The sequence below is a fragment of the Shewanella sp. HL-SH8 genome (assembly GCF_051165765.1).
In the GTDB taxonomy this organism is placed as follows: domain Bacteria; phylum Pseudomonadota; class Gammaproteobacteria; order Enterobacterales; family Shewanellaceae; genus Shewanella; species Shewanella glacialimarina.
The window spans coordinates 3,081,099-3,099,022 of the sequence record NZ_CP195039.1; the positions used below are offsets into that span (position 1 = coordinate 3,081,099).

The 17,924-nt window shown below is 40.1% G+C and carries 19 protein-coding genes; 7 read left to right on the forward strand and 12 right to left on the reverse strand.

Annotated elements, in window-relative coordinates:
• Positions 1-15: 15 nt before the first annotated feature.
• The 6 genes from tolB to ACRWQN_RS13595 all read right to left on the reverse strand — a co-directional run bounded on the left by tolB (position 16) and on the right by ACRWQN_RS13595 (position 5,618).
• Complete coding sequence (gene tolB, locus ACRWQN_RS13570; RefSeq protein WP_434938312.1) at positions 16-1,344, reverse strand: Tol-Pal system beta propeller repeat protein TolB; 1,329 nt, start codon at positions 1,342-1,344, stop codon at positions 16-18.
• 63 nt (positions 1,345-1,407) lie between these two features.
• Positions 1,408-2,379, reverse strand: a complete 972-nt coding sequence (tolA, locus tag ACRWQN_RS13575; protein WP_434938314.1) for a cell envelope integrity protein TolA — start codon at positions 2,377-2,379, stop codon at positions 1,408-1,410.
• Positions 2,380-2,808, reverse strand: a complete 429-nt coding sequence (gene tolR / locus ACRWQN_RS13580) for a protein TolR (protein WP_434926553.1) — start codon at positions 2,806-2,808, stop codon at positions 2,380-2,382.
• Positions 2,808-3,497, reverse strand: coding sequence for a protein TolQ (gene tolQ / locus ACRWQN_RS13585; protein ID WP_226414766.1), 690 nt, complete (start codon positions 3,495-3,497; stop codon positions 2,808-2,810). Before tolQ ends, tolR begins: the two co-directional genes overlap by 1 nt.
• Positions 3,487-3,888 carry a tol-pal system-associated acyl-CoA thioesterase gene (gene ybgC, locus ACRWQN_RS13590; protein ID WP_226414763.1) on the reverse strand — a complete coding sequence of 134 codons (402 nt, stop codon included), beginning with the start codon at positions 3,886-3,888 and terminating at the stop codon, positions 3,487-3,489. The genes tolQ and ybgC overlap by 11 nt, the downstream gene beginning before the upstream one ends.
• Before the next feature lie 860 nt (positions 3,889-4,748).
• Positions 4,749-5,618 (reverse strand): flagellar protein MotY, encoded by an 870-nt coding sequence (locus ACRWQN_RS13595; protein ID WP_434938316.1) that lies wholly within the window; start codon positions 5,616-5,618, stop codon positions 4,749-4,751.
• Positions 5,619-5,808: 190 nt separating this feature from the next.
• Here ACRWQN_RS13595 and rnt point away from each other — a divergent pair, with 190 nt between their 5' ends.
• Positions 5,809-6,489 (forward strand): ribonuclease T, encoded by a 681-nt coding sequence (gene rnt / locus ACRWQN_RS13600; protein ID WP_434931599.1) that lies wholly within the window; start codon positions 5,809-5,811, stop codon positions 6,487-6,489.
• Positions 6,490-6,583: 94 nt separating this feature from the next.
• On the opposite strand, the gene ACRWQN_RS13605 is transcribed toward rnt, so the two are convergent.
• Positions 6,584-7,189: a peroxiredoxin gene (locus ACRWQN_RS13605; protein ID WP_226414754.1), complete on the reverse strand. Its 606-nt coding sequence runs from the start codon at positions 7,187-7,189 to the stop codon at positions 6,584-6,586.
• Positions 7,190-7,546: 357 nt separating this feature from the next.
• Here ACRWQN_RS13605 and ACRWQN_RS13610 point away from each other — a divergent pair, with 357 nt between their 5' ends.
• On the forward strand, positions 7,547-8,872 hold the full coding sequence (locus ACRWQN_RS13610; protein WP_434938318.1) for a Na+/H+ antiporter family protein: 1,326 nt from the start codon (positions 7,547-7,549) through the stop codon (positions 8,870-8,872).
• A gap of 138 nt (positions 8,873-9,010) precedes the next feature.
• On the opposite strand, the gene upp is transcribed toward ACRWQN_RS13610, so the two are convergent.
• The gene (gene upp / locus ACRWQN_RS13615) at positions 9,011-9,637 is read right to left on the reverse strand and encodes a uracil phosphoribosyltransferase (RefSeq protein ID WP_226414748.1); all 627 of its coding nucleotides are present in this window, start codon (positions 9,635-9,637) and stop codon (positions 9,011-9,013) included.
• A 240-nt stretch (positions 9,638-9,877) separates the two neighbouring features.
• On the opposite strand from upp, the gene purM reads away from it, so the two are divergent.
• Both purM and purN read left to right on the forward strand, forming a co-directional pair.
• On the forward strand, positions 9,878-10,915 hold the full coding sequence (purM, locus tag ACRWQN_RS13620) for a phosphoribosylformylglycinamidine cyclo-ligase (RefSeq protein WP_226414746.1): 1,038 nt from the start codon (positions 9,878-9,880) through the stop codon (positions 10,913-10,915).
• Positions 10,915-11,559 (forward strand): phosphoribosylglycinamide formyltransferase, encoded by a 645-nt coding sequence (purN, locus tag ACRWQN_RS13625; protein WP_226414744.1) that lies wholly within the window; start codon positions 10,915-10,917, stop codon positions 11,557-11,559. Before purM ends, purN begins: the two co-directional genes overlap by 1 nt.
• 120 nt (positions 11,560-11,679) lie before the next feature.
• Here purN and cysB read toward each other — a convergent pair whose 3' ends face one another.
• The gene (gene cysB, locus ACRWQN_RS13630) at positions 11,680-12,654 is read right to left on the reverse strand and encodes an HTH-type transcriptional regulator CysB (protein ID WP_434926558.1); all 975 of its coding nucleotides are present in this window, start codon (positions 12,652-12,654) and stop codon (positions 11,680-11,682) included.
• A gap of 424 nt (positions 12,655-13,078) precedes the next feature.
• Between cysB and ACRWQN_RS13635 the strand changes: the two genes are divergently transcribed.
• Positions 13,079-13,867: a hypothetical protein gene (locus ACRWQN_RS13635; RefSeq protein WP_434938319.1), complete on the forward strand. Its 789-nt coding sequence runs from the start codon at positions 13,079-13,081 to the stop codon at positions 13,865-13,867.
• Between the two features lie 103 nt (positions 13,868-13,970).
• Here ACRWQN_RS13635 and ACRWQN_RS13640 read toward each other — a convergent pair whose 3' ends face one another.
• Positions 13,971-14,984, reverse strand: a complete 1,014-nt coding sequence (locus ACRWQN_RS13640; protein ID WP_434926560.1) for a rhodanese-related sulfurtransferase — start codon at positions 14,982-14,984, stop codon at positions 13,971-13,973.
• Positions 14,985-15,192: 208 nt separating this feature from the next.
• Between ACRWQN_RS13640 and ACRWQN_RS13645 the strand changes: the two genes are divergently transcribed.
• Both ACRWQN_RS13645 and ACRWQN_RS13650 read left to right on the forward strand, forming a co-directional pair.
• Entirely contained in the window at positions 15,193-15,864 is a 672-nt protein-coding gene (locus ACRWQN_RS13645; protein ID WP_434938320.1) for a glutathione S-transferase, read from the forward strand.
• A 214-nt stretch (positions 15,865-16,078) separates the two neighbouring features.
• A complete protein-coding gene (locus tag ACRWQN_RS13650) occupies positions 16,079-16,279 on the forward strand; it encodes a hypothetical protein (RefSeq protein WP_434926562.1) in 201 nt (66 codons plus the stop codon).
• A gap of 261 nt (positions 16,280-16,540) precedes the next feature.
• Here ACRWQN_RS13650 and ACRWQN_RS13655 read toward each other — a convergent pair whose 3' ends face one another.
• Both ACRWQN_RS13655 and ACRWQN_RS13660 read right to left on the reverse strand, forming a co-directional pair.
• Positions 16,541-17,089 carry an NAD(P)H nitroreductase gene (locus tag ACRWQN_RS13655; RefSeq protein WP_434938322.1) on the reverse strand — a complete coding sequence of 183 codons (549 nt, stop codon included), beginning with the start codon at positions 17,087-17,089 and terminating at the stop codon, positions 16,541-16,543.
• A 154-nt stretch (positions 17,090-17,243) separates the two neighbouring features.
• Positions 17,244-17,843, reverse strand: a complete 600-nt coding sequence (locus ACRWQN_RS13660; protein ID WP_434938323.1) for an HvfX family Cu-binding RiPP maturation protein — start codon at positions 17,841-17,843, stop codon at positions 17,244-17,246.
• Positions 17,844-17,924 lie beyond the last annotated feature (81 nt).

The following is a 17,924-nucleotide window of genomic DNA, read 5'->3' on the forward strand; positions in this document are numbered from 1 at the left end:
TATCGATACTTAATATTAAAGAAATGGGGACCAGGCTGGTGATTTCACCTCACCTTGTCCAGCAGGCAATCTTGCCTTAAATCGGCCATCGGTAGAAACCGCTGCCAGTACTTGTTTACCTTCGTGAGTCGTACCATAAATCACCATAGTGCCATTAGGTGCAACACTTGGTGATTCATCTAATCGAGTAGATGATAACACCTGCATAAAGCGAGTTGCTAAGTCCATTCTGGCAATATTGAAACGTCCATTAGTACGATTCACAAAAATCATGCTGCGACCATCAGGTGTAATTGAACCACCTAAATTCCATTCGCCTTCAAAAGTCATTCGACTGACTTTATTTGTATCCAAATTCACTTTGTAAAGCTGCGGTCTACCGCCACGCTCAGACGTGAAAAGAAGCGACTTACCATCGGGGAACCATGAAGGCTCTGTGTCAATGGCGTAGTGATCTGTTACACGTTTGGTTGCTTTTGTGGCTATATCCACTGTGTAAATTTCTGGCTGACCATCTTTTGATAAGGTCACGGCTAACTTTTTACCGTCTGGTGAAAAAGAAGGCGCGCCATTTATACCGTCAAAACTACTTACTAGCGTACGAGTTTGAGTGTATATGTCTTGAACAAATATTTCAGCTTTGCGATTTTCAAAACTCACATACGCTAAGCGACGACCATCTGGAGACCAGCTTGGTGACATTAATGGTTCTGGCGAGCGTAATAACATTTGCTCGTTGTAACCATCATAGTCGGCGATCATTAAATGATACGGCGCTTTTTGGCCTTGCTTAACAACAACATAGGCGATTCGAGTTAAGAACGCGCCTCTTATTCCAGTTAATTTTTCATATACAACATCGCTGATGCGATGGGCGTATTGTCTAAATTGGTTAGCGTTAATCACAGTTTCGCGGCTTTCTAAAACCAGTTCGCTATTGTTAACAGGGCCTTTGCCAGCTTGAAGCTGTGCTTTTACCAGGTCGATAAGTTCAAAAGTCACTAAAAATTGACCTGTGCCGTAGGGCTTAACCGAACCAACAACAAGTGCATCTGCGGACACATTGCCCCAGTTAGCAGCGTTGAACTGAGCTACTGTATTAATATTAGACTGTGGTAATGCACGTTTATCTAGTGGTGAAAAAGTACCACTTCTAGATAAGTCAGACATCACGACATCTGAAATAGATGCAGGCGCTGCACCTTCACCTTGCCATACAAAAGGCACGATAGCGATTGGACGCGATTGATCAACACCTTCGGTGATCACAATATCCAAGGCTGCACGTGCTGGCGTTATCATTACAACACATGCCAATGCGAACCATTTAACCAAATTATTCATGAGACTCCTTCATACCCTTCGCATTTTTAATGCATTATTTTGTATCGGTAATACATTAATATACTAATTAAATTCCGGTGAAACCGTTAAGTTAATTTCTTTTAATTTATCGTACACACCCGCTTCTGTAGACACGGGTAAACGACCTGCTTTATTAATTGCTGCTTTTGCTGCACGACACACAACCTGATCGCCATCTAATGTTTGACTTGACGTCACAAAACCATCTTGTGCTAATCGAATAAACACGCGACAACTTTTTCCGCGCATCGATTCGTCAACCACAAGGTTACGTTGAATTGTGGCAATTATCATCGCTTTAAATCGATCCACTTCTGACATAACTTGCTTATTTCGCGTTTGCGATAATGTTGCTTGTTCTGCCGCGAGTGCGTCTGTCATTTCTTGCTCTTGACGTGCTTTTGCATCGGCATCGGCTTTCGCTTTGCGTTGGCGATCTTCCTCTAATTTACGTTTGCGTTCATCTTCTTCAGCTTTACGCTTACGTTCATCTGCGGCTTGTTTCGCTGCGGCTTCTTCTTGCTTACGTTTTTCGGCCGCTTTTTGTGCGGCTTGTTCCGACGCTTTTTGTTCTTGCTCTTTTTGCTTACGAACGGCTTCAGCCTTATTCGCACGCTCTTTTTCTTGCTGCACTTTTATTTGAGCAGCTTTAGCGGCGTCGTTGGCTTTTTGTGTTTCAACTTCTTTCTGTTTGCGTTCGATTTCTAAATTCTTAATTTTTTGCTGTTCTTGCTCACGTTGTTTGCGGGCTTCGTTGGCTTTACGCTCTAGCTCTGCTTGACGTGCCTTTTCTTTGTTTTCAGTGTCTTGCTTTTGTTGCTTTAACTTTTCTACATGCTGGCTAATTTTTTGTTGATCAACCATCACAGCTTGAATAGCAGGTGCACTAGGTGCTGATGGCATTGTTTTAGGCTTATCATCGAAACTTACGCCTATCACTAAAATAACAATCGCACCAATGTGGATACCGGCAGAAATCGCTACCGGTATTTTAATAGTAGATTGATTAGCCACCTATTTCTCCTTTGGTGAATCAGTCATTAACCCTACCGCAGGCACGCCCGCTTGTTGCAAGCTCACCATGAGTTGAATAACATTTTCATAGGCAATACTTCTGTCTGCCTTTACAACCACAGGTCGTAACGGTTCAAGCTGGATCATAGCGCCAACCTGAATTGCAATTTCATCCAGGTCTAAAGGGTCACTATTAGAACCCGTACCCACGTTTAAAAAGTATTCACCAGCTGCATCTATAGAGGCTACGATTGGCGGTTTACTGTCTGGTGGTAATGATTCAGCTTTGCCCTGTGGCAATTCAACTTTAACACCCTGAGAAACAATTGGCGCCGTGACCATGAAGATGATCAATAGCACCAACATAACGTCGATATACGGTACAACGTTAATTTCAGCAATAGGACGTTTACGCTTACGTTGGTACATTACACCGCTTCCTTTTCACTATAGGCTTGGCGCTGTAAAATGTTAGAAAACTCTTCCATAAAGTTTGCGTAGGCCATCTCTAGCTTTTCAGCTTGTGTAGCAAAACGGTTATAGGCAACAACAGCTGGAATAGCGGCAAATAAACCCATAGCGGTTGCAATCAGTGCTTCAGCAATACCAGGTGCAACCATGGCCAATGTAGCGTTTTCTACTGTACCTAAGGCGATAAACGAGTTCATGATTCCCCATACGGTACCAAACAATCCGATATAAGGACTGGTTGAACCGATTGTGGCTAGCATAGGTAAATTGTTTTCCAGTTTTTCCATCTCACGTGACAAACTCACGCGCATGGCTCTAGATGTGCCCTCCATTACAGCATCTGGTGACTTACTGTTAACTTTGATCACTCTTGAGTATTCTTTAAAGCCTGCAACAAACATTGCTTCTAGGCCAGCAATGCTTTCGCCTCTGGCGGTTAGTTCTTTGTATAAGCGGTTTAAGTCGACACCGGACCAAAAGGTATCTTCAAAACGCGCGGATTTTACCCGTGCTGAATTCAGCATTGATCGGCGTTGAATGATCACCGCCCAAGATGCAATAGATAAACCTAACAAAGTAAACATAACTAGCTTTACCAACACACTGGCTTGTAAAAACAAACCAATAAAAGACATATCAGCGTGCACTCTTAAACTCCTGAACGATAAATTCTGGGATGGCTATGGGACGCATTTTTGATAAGGACACACAAGCGACTATCACTGTTGCCTCACAATAGCATTCACCTAGCTCATCAATTAAACGCTGTTGGAACACCAACGACGCTTTTTTCAATGACGATATAGAGGATTCAACTATAAAATCCTGTTCAAACTTTGCCGCGCGGCGAAAATCTAATTCTGCACGTTTAACAACAAAAGCAATGTCATCAGCCAATAATTTAGTTTGACTAACGCCCATTGATTTAAGCCATTCGGTGCGTGCTCTTTCAAAGAAGTTTAAGTAATTTGAATGATAAACAACGCCACCAGCATCGGTGTCTTCATAGTACACTGTTACGGGCCAATTAAACGTCATTTTAAGACTCGTTCTTTACTTACAAAATTTTGCATACTATACCGAGTAGCAAGGCAGTTGTGAATCATCTCACCCGCTAAAAACAGACTTTATTTCGAGCATAACAGTGTTAAATTGCATTATCTGGGGTTTAACCAACTTAGATGAAGATTTTTTAATGTTTTCTGGCCTTCAAACAACCCAAAAAATGAATCTTAACTAGATGAAGTCATCGCATTTAATGATACAAATTGCAGCTTAGTTAAATATTAATTTCAAAAAGCAGGATATCGCTATGCTTTGCCAGTCAAAAGTATTAAAACCGATCGTATTTAAAATAAAGTGAATCAATAAAAGCTTATTTTTTCAGGTAAATGATCACTTTACCAAAGCTATTAACATTTACTTTTAAAAAACAATTCAACTTATCCGAATATTTATTCACTCAAATACTAATTATCTCAACAAAACCTACCCTAGTGCTATTTAAGGACCATTTTTAATTCAAAACCAGCACAATCATCCATTAAAAAAACTAATGTGAAAGTGGAAAAAATCTATCTTGTGCATTTAGAGTAATAAATCTATTATGAACTTGTTTTCAGGACACATCGATTTGATGAGAAAACAATGAACTTAAAGTTAGTGTTTGTGAAACCTTAACTTATCTCCAGTTCTTATGCTTGACTTCCTTCCTTAAATTTGTTGATTGCAAATTATTTAGCCCACTCGGTTTGAGTGGGTTTTTTTTGTCTAAAATTTACCTTCAAACACATACAAAAAAGCCTGAACATGATTCAGGCTAATGCTACAGATTAATGGCTATCGTTACTTTGAAACGAATTAAGGTCTGTGTATTTTCTAAGTAATAATTAACAGCACTATATAGGTTTAGTTATTCTAATCACGACTCTGCGGTTTGTTTGTCGCTCTGACGCTAAGTCATTACCAGCCACGTGACGTTTTTCACCATGCCCTTCTGTGGTGATACGGTCTTGTGAGATACCACTGGCGATTAATAAACTTTTAACTGAATCAGCACGTTTTTCTGAGACTTTTTGGTTAATTGAACGTCCGCCATAGCTGTCGGTATAGGCATCAACCACCACTAACTCGATATTCGGGTCATATGATAAATATTCTTGTACTTTTTTAAGCTGATAATTTGAAAAACGAGTTAACTCGGTTCCACCCTCTTGGTAGTTTAATACCGTGAATGCAATGTCATCAAAACTGTAGGGTAATAAATTAGCCAAGCATGAGCGAAACTCACGATACTTGCTGGCAAAGTTCACCGCTGAAATTCCGACTGCAACTTTACTTGATGCATCATACCAATCAGCATAATAAAACGTAGGCTGACGGCCCTGGCTTAATTCATTTAGCATAGTCCAGGCAGCTTTTTTAGGGACTTCACCGTTAAATTGTTTTTGATACTTTAATGCGATGATTTCTTTTGATGCATCACCTGGGCGCCAGGTCGGTGCTCGGCTGATTAATTTAGCATTGGTAACCGCGTCTGGCTTTGCCCACATATCAAGCGTAAAGAGTAAGTTAAGATCTTTTCCAGATTTACTGGAAAAAATAGCTTTGCCGTAATCTGGTATATCATGCTCTAGTCGACATTCAATAGGGGTATTTTCACCTACACGCCAGGCAGAGTTTTCAAGGGAGGCAACATAGTGACGTAGATCAGCACTTGCAGAAGCACTGATACACAAACTGGATACTAATATGATTTTTTGCCACATGGTGTCACCTGTCGATTTTATTACCTGTTAATATATCGGCGGCTAAATCTTTTTCTTAAGTTTAAATTATCACTGAAACGAGCATATTAAGACAGTTTGGGTATAATGCACGGCCTATCTGTCACAATAGGCGCAGGCCGGTCTTTAATGGTGACAATAATATTCAGGTTTAATGGGGTAATAGAATTACATGAGTGACATCTGCAACAGCAATAAATTTAAATATCGATTTCGCGGTTATTTTCCTGTGGTGATTGATGTTGAAACAGCAGGATTTAATGCTAATACAGATGCATTGCTTGAAATCGCAGTTACCATGCTAAAAATGGATGATGACGGCTTTATAAGCTTAGATAAAACCCTTCATTACCACATTGAGCCATTTGAAGGTGCAAACCTTGAACCCGCTGCATTAGCATTCAATGGGATTGACCCTACCAACCCGCTTAGGGGTGCTGTTGATGAGAAGTCCGCTTTTTTAGAAATATTTAAAGAAGTTAAAAAGGCTCAAAAAGCGGTTGGCTGTCATCGCAGTATTGTTGTCGCACATAATGCGGCATTTGATCTTGGTTTTGTTAATCAATGTATCGAGCGAAATAGTTTAAAGCGCTCACCGTTTCATCCCTTTGCCAGTTTTGACACAGCGTCCCTTGCCGGATTAGCTATTGGCCACACGGTATTGGCTAAAGCGTGTAAAATGGCTGGCATTGATTTTGATAATAAAGAAGCTCATTCAGCACTGTATGATACTGAACGTACCGCTGAACTTTTTTGTTATATCGTTAATCGCTGGAAAACCCTTGGCGGTTGGCCGTTGGCGATTATGGATGAGTCAGATGATGATACTGACAATAGTGATACAGACGACTGAACGAAGCAGATGTGCGGTTTAGCTTAACTTTATTTAAGTTACAGAAACAAAAAAAGCTGCCTAGGCAGCTTTTTTGATATTCAACAAGCGAAGATTATAGCTTGTCAGAGTGATCTTTTAAGTATGAAGCAACACCATCAGTGCTAGCTGTCATGCCTTTATCACCTTTAGACCAACCTGCTGGACATACTTCACCGTGCTCTTCGTGGAATTGAAGTGCATCGATCATACGTAGCATTTCGTCAACGTTACGGCCTAATGGTAAATCGTTAACCACCTGGTGACGTACTTGACCTTCTTTGTCTACAAGGAATGAACCACGGAAAGCAACACCTGCTTCTGGATGTTCAACATCGTATGCTTTACAAATTTCATGCTTAACGTCAGCAACTAAAGTGTATTTAACTTGGCCAATACCACCTTTGTCTACTGGAGTGTTACGCCATGCGTTGTGAGTGAACTGTGAGTCAATAGACACACCAATAACTTCAACACCACGCTTGGTGAACTCTTCCATACGGTGATCAAAAGCAATTAGCTCTGATGGACACACGAAAGTGAAATCTAAAGGATAGAAAAAGATAACCGTTGGCTTACCTTTAGTTGCCGAAGCAAGGTTAAAGTTGTCAACAATTTCGCCTGAACCTAATACTGCTGCTGCGGTAAAGTCTGGGGCTGGACGGCCTACTAATACGCTCATTTTATATCTCCATTAATGGCTTGTTAAAATTCTAAAAGAAGGTGCAATGTTCACCCTTCCACAATGTGCTATACCATACCTTTTATTTGCGCCCCCGATAAGAGGTTTCGAATGAATTTTGTTTTACCTGCTGAAAAACCCCTCATCACAGCCTTACTATTTTTAAGGTTTTAAAAACAAATAACTAAAAATGGCTTACAACAGATGACATTTTGGCCTGATTCTTTAACATTGACGCACGCGATAGGCACTGCATGCTATTGATACACTAATAAAATAAAGGCTTTACTGGACAAGCAAAGTAAATAACGGCATAAATAAACGCCTTAATACTTATAATAAATAGAATTAAAAAATATGAATGCTGTGGTGATATCTGTTTGCTTAATGCTTGCATTGAGTTTTGTTCGAGTAAATGTGGTAATTGCACTGACAATAAGCGCTTTAGTTGCCGGCCTTGTCGGTGGGCTTGATATACAACAAACAATTTCCGCTTTTAACGATGGTTTAGGTGGCGGTGCTCAAATAGCCTTAAGTTATGCCCTACTGGGGGCGTTTGCTGCAGCATTGTCACATTCTGGTTTAACTACATTAATTTCTAACAGTATTATTAAAAAATTGGGTAAAGAGCCTAATAGTAGTAATACCCAGGTTGTGCGATGGATGCTGTTGGTTACGATTCTGGCAATGGCTATTTCGTCGCAAAATATTTTGCCCATTCATATCGCCTTTATTCCTATTTTAATTCCCCCACTATTGCATGTGTTAACCGCATTGAAAATTGATCGCCGCCTTATTGCCTGTTTACTAACCTTCGGCTTAGTGACTACCTATATGATTTTACCCATAGGTTTTGGCGGTATTTTCTTAAATGACATTTTACTGGCGAATTTAAACAGTAATGGCTTAAACGCGGTTCACGCTCAAGTGCCACAGGCGATGTTATTACCCGCATTAGGCATGGTATGTGGGCTATTATTTGCGATGTTTGTTAGTTACCGCAAGCCGCGTGAATACCTATTTATCGCACAGCAAACGGTTACTGAACAGGCAGAGCAGACAATTAACACTAAAAGCATTGTCATTTCTTTAATCGCCATAGTCGCTACCTTAATAGTACAACTTCAAACAGACTCTATGATATTTGGTGCCTTAACCGGGTTTGTCATTTTCCGCTTTTCGGGGATTATTAAACAAAGTGTTGGCCAAGACTTATTTAACCAGGGCGTGCATATGATGGCCAACATTGGTTTTATTATGATTGCTGCTGCGGGTTTTGCAGCGGTTGTAAAGTCAACCGGCGAAGTGAGCTCTTTAGTGACGTCACTAGGGGATTTTATTGGTGACAATAAAGCATTGGCGGCAATACTTATGCTTTTAGTCGGTTTACTTATTACCATGGGGATTGGGTCTTCTTTTTCAACGATACCTATTATTGCAACCATTTATGTGCCACTGGCACTTAGTTTTGGATTTTCTGTGGCAGCGACAATTGCCCTTGTGGGCACAGCTGCCGCATTAGGTGATGCTGGCTCACCAGCTTCTGATTCAACCTTAGGCCCTACAGCGGGTTTGAATGCCGATGGACAACACGACCATATTCGTGACAGCGTGATCCCGACTTTTATTCATTATAATATTCCGTTGATTATTTTTGGCTGGATAGCGGCCATGGTGTTGTAGTGAGTAGTGAGTAGCATTTAGTTTTTAGACATACTGCTTTAAGCGTCGACGGGGTAGATTAAGCAATATGACGGATAAAAAATGGGAACCTTGTGGTTCCCATTTTTTTCTAACCGATTTATAAAATCAGCTTATTTATTATTTAGTGCCGAATATCTTATCACCAGCATCACCTAAGCCAGGCAGAATATACCCTTGCTCATTTAGACAATCGTCAATTGCTGCGGTGTAAAGTTCAATATCAGGATGAGCTAAACCAAGTGCTTTAATGCCTTCTGGTGCAGCAACAAGCACTAATGCTTTAATTGACGTACAGCCGCGAGCCTTTAATAGGTCAATAGTGGCTATCATAGAGCCGCCAGTGGCTAACATAGGGTCAACGACTAACGCGATGCGCTCGTCAACATTACTGACTATTTTTTCAAAATACGGTACCGGTTCTAACGTTTTTTCATCACGATAAATACCGACAACAGAAATACGTGCACTCGGTATATGCTCAAGTACACCATCCATCATACCTAAGCCCGCACGTAAAATAGGCACTACAGTGACTTTTTTACCTTTGATTTGATCGACTTCAACAGGGCCGTTCCAACCATTAATAGTGACTTTTTCAGTCTCAAAGTCTGCGGTAGCTTCATAGGTTAACAAACTGCCGACTTCGGTCGCCAATTCGCGAAAACGCTTAGTACTGATATCTGCTTCACGCATCAATCCTACTTTGTGGCGAATAAGAGGGTGTTTTACTTCAACAACTTTCATCTTCGATCTCCCAGCTTTGTCTAATTACAGCCAAATTTAACGAATTTTAGTGTATTTATCCCTTCTATAAAACATAAAGTTTTATAAATGCAGTAAATCGTGAGCTAAGCCAATAAAAATCACACAATTTGGTGTTTTATCTGGCGGATAAAGCTAAATGATGGCTTTCGAGTAACGGCACAAGCTGGTAGAATGTGGCCGCATAAAATTCCTTAAACGATGTACCCGAGAGGATCCTCCGTGAGCACTCCTACACCATTAAGTTACAAAGATGCCGGCGTTGATATAGATGCAGGTAACGCATTAGTTAGTAACATTAAAACTGCGGTTAAACGCACCCGCCGCCCTGAAGTTATGGGCAACTTAGGTGGTTTTGGCGCATTATGTGAATTACCGACTAAATATAAACACCCTGTATTAGTGTCTGGCACCGATGGTGTTGGTACTAAACTGAGACTGGCAATTGATCATAAGAAACATGACACTGTCGGAATCGATCTTGTTGCCATGTGTGTGAATGATTTAATTGTATCGGGTGCCGAGCCGTTATTCTTTTTAGATTACTATGCGACTGGCAAACTAGACGTTGAAACTGCAACCTCTGTTGTTAATGGTATTGCTGAAGGCTGTGTTCAATCTGGTTGTGCGTTAATTGGCGGTGAAACTGCTGAAATGCCAGGTATGTACGAAGGTGAAGATTACGACTTAGCCGGTTTCTGTGTTGGCGTTGTTGAAAAAGCTGACATTATTGACGGCACAAAAGTTAAAGCCGGTGATTCACTTATCGCTTTAGGTTCTAGCGGCCCTCACTCAAATGGTTATTCGTTAATTCGTAAAGTCTTAGAAGTAAGCAAAGCAGATCCTAAGCAAGACTTAGCCGGTAAGCCGTTAATTGATCATTTACTTGAACCAACTAAGATTTATGTAAAATCATTACTTAAATTGCTTGAGCAAACTGAAGTTCACGCTATGGCGCATATCACTGGTGGTGGATTCTGGGAAAATATCCCACGCGTATTACCAGCAGATTGCAAAGCGGTTGTTAAGGGTGATTCTTGGCAATGGCCTGTTGTGTTCGACTGGTTAATGACTAATGGAAATATCGCTAAGCGTGAAATGTATTTAACCTTCAACTGTGGTGTGGGTATGGTCATTGCACTGCCAACTGATAAAGTTGACGCTGCATTAGCATTGTTAACTGCTGAAGGTGAAAACGCTTGGCTAATTGGTGAAATTGCCAATCGTAATGCCGATGAAGAGCAAGTGGAGATTGTATAATGCCTGCTAGCTGTCGCGTTGTGGTGTTGATTTCAGGTAACGGTAGTAATTTACAAGCTATTTTAGACGGTTGTGATGACAACCTAAACGCTGAAGTAGTCGGTGTTATCAGTAACAAACCTGACGCATATGGCTTGATACGCGCTCACCATAGTGAAATTGATACCAGTTGTGTCATTGCTCGCAAAGGTGAAGCACGTGAAGAGTATGATATTCGTCTTGCTGCTTGCATTGAAAAATATCAGCCAGACTTAATTGTACTTGCCGGTTTTATGCGTATTTTATCCGATGACTTTGTCGGTCGTTATTTAGGTAAGATGATCAATATTCATCCGTCATTATTACCTAAGTATACTGGCCTTAATACTCATCAACGCGCTATCGATGCAAAAGACAAAGCGCATGGCACTAGTGTGCACTTTGTTATTCCAGAACTTGATGCAGGACCGGTTGTTTTACAAGCTAAAGTACCGATTTATGCTGAAGATGATGCTGAGATATTAGCAGAGCGAGTGCATGAGCAGGAACACGCTATTTATCCTCTTGTGGTTAAATGGTTTAGTTTGGGCAGACTTGAAATGAAACAAAATCAAGCTTACCTGGACGGTGCGCTAATTGGCCCTAATGGTTACGCACCGGATTAATTCTAGCCCACTATGTTTGCATAAAAAAAATCACGCTGCGGCGTGATTTTTTTATTCTAGTTATTTTTTAACGGGCTATTTTAAAAAACTCTTTTATTATCAACTTAGCTAATCGACACTTTAGCGAACAGGTAAGGTGATATCAGCAAACATTTCATCAATAAGTTGTTGATCACGCAAAGCAACCGCATTTTCAACCACGGTACGGGTTAAATGGGGAGCAAAATGCAACATGAAGTCATACATGTAACCACGTAAGAAGCTGCCACGTCTAAAGCCAATTTTAGTGGTGCTGTGAGCAAATAAATGACTGGCATCTATCGCGATTAAATCTTTATCGATATTGGCATCAATTGCCATAGATGCAATAACCCCTACTCCTAAACCAAGACGGACATAGGTTTTTAATACGTCAGCACTGGTTGCACTAAACACCACTCTAGGGTGTAAATTAGCGCGATTAAACGACTTTTCAATTTCAGAGGCTTTATCAAAACCAAATACGTAGGTCACTAAAGGATATTTAGCTAAATCTTCAATGCTAGGTTTAGTAATACTGGCTAGAGGGTGATCGCGGGTGACCACTATTGAACGATTCCAGTGGTAACAAGGTAGCATAATTAGGTCGGTATAAAGATGCATAGCCTCTGTTGCAATAGCAAAATCAGCTTCACCTCGAGCCGCTTGCTCACTGATTTGGCTAGGCGTACCTTGATGCATATGTAAATTAACTTTAGGGTAACGCTTAATAAATTCTTTAATGATTTGCGGTAAAGCATAACGGGCCTGGGTATCAGTTGTGGCAATATTTAGCTCACCTTGATTTGGCTTAGTGTATTCTTCTGATACTTTTTTAATGCTTTCTACTTTGCCTAGAATATCATTCGCTATTTCGATAACCTGCAAACCCGCGGGGGTAACATGGGTTAAATGTTTGCCACTTCGACCAAATATTTGGATCCCAAGCTCATCCTCAAGCATACGAACTTGCTTGCTGATCCCCGGTTGTGAGGTATATAAATTTTCAGCAGTAGCTGATACATTTAAATTGTGTTTGACCACTTCGGCAATGTATCTTAATTGTTGCAGCTTCATGGCACCATTCCTTACTATTCAATTGGAACATTAGCAGTAATGACGCAATAGGACGCCACTAACCTCAACTCATCTATAACTAAATGTTATAGATAGCAGCAAATGTAATTTAAATTAGCATATAAGACAAGTGAAAATAGCCTACTGTAACTCAGCAAAATACCCTGAAATAGGCGTTAGTAAGCAAACTCACACGTGTGACAAGCTACAAAAATAGTGCTTTTGATGATCATTCAACAACTAACAACAACTTTTATCATCAAAATGACTGGGTTTTCAACGACAGTAGGCATAACTTACGCTAAGATATATATTAATTTTGGTTTTGCTATTCATCTATTATTAAAACAACAAATAGACTCGTGTTGCTTCTAACTGTTTTTAGATGCTGTACACGCAATAACTATGACAACATGGAAAACCTATGTCTTTAATTCTAATATTAATGCTGATTGGCGCTCTACTGCTACTCATTATTGGCTTCAGTATTATTCAACAACAAAAAGAACGCGCTGAAGCAGAGCGAAGAGTAGAAGTCTCTCGTCATCGCGCTATTATTGATGAAACTGAAGCTGTTTTAGCTAACTCAGGAGCGGCATCTTGTTCTAGCCATATCATCTTAGTCCTTTATAAACGGATTCAAGATGCACTCGAGCAATCTATATCGCATGCATCAGGCCAATTACTGAGTGATTATCAGCGTCGTTTAAGCGACATAAACAGCCAAATTAGCAGTATTTCTGGTTCGTCCCCTCAAGTACCTCCGGTTGAGAACTTTCGCTTACCTGATAATGATCGACAAGTATTAGACCTAGTAAAAACCTTAAAAAAGCTAAAAGCTATATTACGTGCCGAACACAATAAAGGAAAAGTTGATCCGTCTGTGTTTAACACTGAAGAAATGCGAATTGACAGCTTACAGCAAAGAATCAACGTAGAGTCGATGATTTCCCGTGCACGCGCGGCATGCTATATGAAGCAATATGGTTCGAGTAAGCAAATGGTGACTAAAGCCCTTTCTACATTGCACCTCATTAAAGCCCAAACGCCTAACGACCCCTTCATAACCCGAAAATTAGATGAAGCAAAACAGTTGTTAGATGAAATTATGGGTGCGCAGAAAAACTCAGGCCCTGCGGTTCCGCAACCGAAGAAGAAGGATGAGGAAGACGACGATTTAGATATGTTATTTCAGCGGAAGAAAAAATGGTAATTGGCCGTATTCTTGCCTGAATAACCGTTAATAACCACTACTAACTGAAACAAAAAAAGCCTCATTTACTGAGGCTTTTTTGTTTTATGGTTTTAAATAATCATTACTTTTGCTTTTGTTTCTCTTGTGCTTTCTTTAATGCTTCTTTGTCTTGTCGGCGCTTTTCAATTACTTGATTTACGTCACTGCCGATATGGACCTCACCACGCTGCGTAGCAAGCTGTACCTGGCGTTCACGTTCAATAAAACGTTGACGCTGCTCGTCTGTCACCTTGTCAATACAATGCGGACAGCTAACACCTTGCTCATACGCAGCAGACAGCTTTTCTTGTTCCGTAATAGGCATGCGACAAGCGTTACACTGGTCATATTGACCTTTCTCTAACGCATGATTCACAGCAACACGATTATCAAAAACAAAACATTCACCTTTCCATAAGCTGTCTTCTGGCTGAACTTCTTCAAGATACTTAAGAATGCCACCTTCCAGATGATAAACCTCTTCAAAGCCCTGCTCTTTCAAATACGCGGTTGATTTTTCACAGCGGATGCCACCGGTGCAGAACATAGCCACTTTCTTGTGCTTAGCAGGATCAAGATTTTGCTTCACGTATGCTGGAAATTCACGGAATGTTTCTGTTACTGGATTGACGGCATGTTCAAAAGTACCAATTTGCACTTCATAGTCGTTACGAGTATCCACGAGTAATACATCAGGATCAGAAATAAGTGCATTCCAATCTTTAGGCTTAACATAGGTTCCGACAACTTTACGTGGGTCGATGCCTTCGACTCCCATAGTCACAATTTCTTTCTTCAGTTTAACTTTGGTGCGATAGAAAGGCATTTCATTATCGAAAGAGACCTTAGTGACAATATTATCTAAGCCAGGCTGTGAGTCTAGCCAGGTGAGTAAAGCATTGATGCCTTCTTTATTGCTGGCTACCGTTCCGTTAATGCCTTCACTGGCTAACAACAATGTTCCTCTTACGTCATGTTGTTCCATGACACTAAGCAATGGCTGCCTGATGGTTTCAAAGTGAGGTAAAGCAACAAACTTATAAAGAGCGCACACCACAAATTCAGATGTAGTTGCTGGTGTAGGTGTAGTAGACATAAGATCTCCGCTAGCTGGAACTTCATTTCCAGTGCATTGTGATTAAAAAATTGTGTGTCGAGGCCAAAAAACGGCCGGAATTATAACTAAATCACACTAAAAAAACAGTTATTAATCCATCAATCGTCTTTTCTGTGTCATTTACCCCTCAGTCTTGATCTTTTACGATAGAATATTGCTCTATTTAATGATTTCTACTCAGGTTAGCATGATAAATTATTTGTATACTTTTCGTCGTTGTCCTTACGCTATGCGTGCAAGAATAGGACTACACCTCAGTACACTTAATCCCGATGTGCGTGAAATTGAGCTTAAAAACAAGCCTGCTGAAATGTTAGCTATTTCAGCAAAAGCAACTGTGCCTGTTTTAGCTTATCAACAGCACACCATTGCAGAAAGTTTAGATATTTTCCAATTTGCGATTACGCTTTATCCTCTAGATACATGTCCATATTTAGATGAAACTGAATATCAATTAGTGATTCAAAGTATTCGCTCTGAAGAACAGCAAGCACTGGTTTATAAAAATGATAACCACTTCAAACCCTGGTTAGATAAATATAAATATGCCGACAGACACCCACAAATGAGTCAATCAGCCTATCGACTCAAGGCTGAGGAATTTGTCCAAGAGCTTGAACACAAACTTAATCTACAAACATTTTTATTTGCTAACAGTCCGACATTTGCTGACTACGCTATTTTTCCCTTTATTAGACAATTTGCAGCGGTTGATCATAAATGGTTTGAGTCTTGTGAATATATTAAAGTACAGCAATGGTTATCAGCGCTAGTTAACTGTGATCTATTTAAACAAGTGATGATTAAATACCCACTTTGGTTAGATGAAAAAAAATCGATCCCGCTAAAGCCACAATAAAATAGTTACTAAGTATTAGTTCTAAGTAATACTAAAAAATAATCTAAATTTTAATAACTTAAGGCTCTTTTATTTAGAGCAAACTTAAGGTAAATTAGCTTGCTGCACATAATACAGCTAAGTATTAAGATGGATTTTTAACTATTTTGCAGCAAGTTCACAATTAACAATTATGCTTAATAAAAGTCATTGCATAATGCAAAGGAAAAATGACATGGACAATATGGATATTACGCTAGCAATACTGCTTGTTACACTGATGCTATTACATGTTTTATTTTGTTATCGTGCGATTACCTCGCATGCGCAAATAAGCAGTAATAAACGCTGGTTTTGGAGTGGAATAAGCTTAGTGATGGGACCATTCGGTTATTATGTGTTTCAAAACTCATTGCCGATAGAGTCTCTTGAATAAAAGGGTTATTTGATACCCCTTACCTTTATAGCTTAAGTTTTACAATTTAAGTGCTAAAGCTTCACTTGTTTTGGGTTAAGTTTTTGAAGTAACTTTTTATCTTGAGTTTGATACTTGAGAAGTGACAACGGCTTAACAATGTCATTTAATGTTATCGCCGAAATGTATGCCCTCATAGGCTAATTGAACACATACATTCAACACAGATGAAACTGCCATATAGCTAGTGCCTATTTGATAACAGGCACTAGAATGTATCCTCTACAAAAAGCGCGCAAATTGACGCCCTTCTTTCAATGACTTTATTGGTGCTGTTACTGTTGGCGTACCTATATATAAAAAGCCTACTATTTGATCACTGTCATTCAAGCCTAAATCTTGATGTACGTTTCTGTCAAAAGCAAAGTCTCCCGAACGCCACACAGCTCCTAGACCTAGAGAAAACACTGCCTGCTGCATCGCCATTGTTGCACACCCTGCTGCTATGTGCTGTTCTATAATTGGTACTTTGGAATGAGTTTGTGTTTTTGCCACCACAGTGATAACTAATGGCGCTCTAAATGGCATTTTTTCAGCTTTTTCGATAAGCGCTTCATCGGCTTGAGACTTTTTTGCGGCGCTGACAAAAATCTCAGCAAGGCGAGTCAGACCATCATCTTGGGCAATAATAAACTCCCATGGCGTTAACCCACCATGATCAGGTACACGAGCGGCTGCATTAAGAATGAAGTCCAGCTGCTCTGTCGTTGGCGCTGGAGTGGTCAATCTTGGGCTAGACTGACGAGTTAATAATAGTTCTGATGCTTTCAACGTTTTTATCCTAGCGATGGCTTTATTTAGGCTGATAATAACAAATATCCCACCTCTTTGGGGGGATATTTGCATTCGCTTTAATTGGGTTTAATTGACTTTAATTGGAATTAAACTCGCCTAATGTGATAAATACGTATGCCATGAATTCTGCTTATACCGTTTTAGCCAGAAAGCGCTGAATATAATAGTCGACGCTGACGTAACGCCCTCCGCCCATGAACAGTAATACCAAAAGCATCAGTAAATAGGTAATCGCAAACTCAATACCGTTATTCAAAATAACAAAGTTACCTGAACTGGTTAACCATTCATAATTACCATGCTGCTGTAAAATGTCTTTAGCGGCGGCTAATTTTTCACCCGCTGCTAGCACATTGTCATTAGCGAGCCATGAACTGCCATCAGCAATAGCTAACCAGCCATTTTGCCAATGAACCGCAAAAGCTGCCACGGCCATTGTCACTATCAAAGGTAATGAAATAAGTCTTGTGGCTAATCCCATAAGCAACAAAAAGCCACCAAAAAGTTCAGTTCCAGCTGCCAAAGCAGTCATCACTTCAGGCATAGGCAGACCAAGGCCCCAATCAGGATTACCAAACCAGCTCGCGGTATCTTCAAAATGGGCCAATTTATTGTATCCAGCTTGCATCAACACTGGTGCAAGATAAATTCTTAATGCTAGTGGGGCGAGACCATCAAAATAAGACAGTTTTTGAAGTATCTTTTGGTATAGAGAAAATAACGTTTGCATCCAACTTCCTTTATTAAACAACAACATTGTTAATACTTAAACTATGTCTGAAATATTATGTAAATGGGTATAGCTAAATAA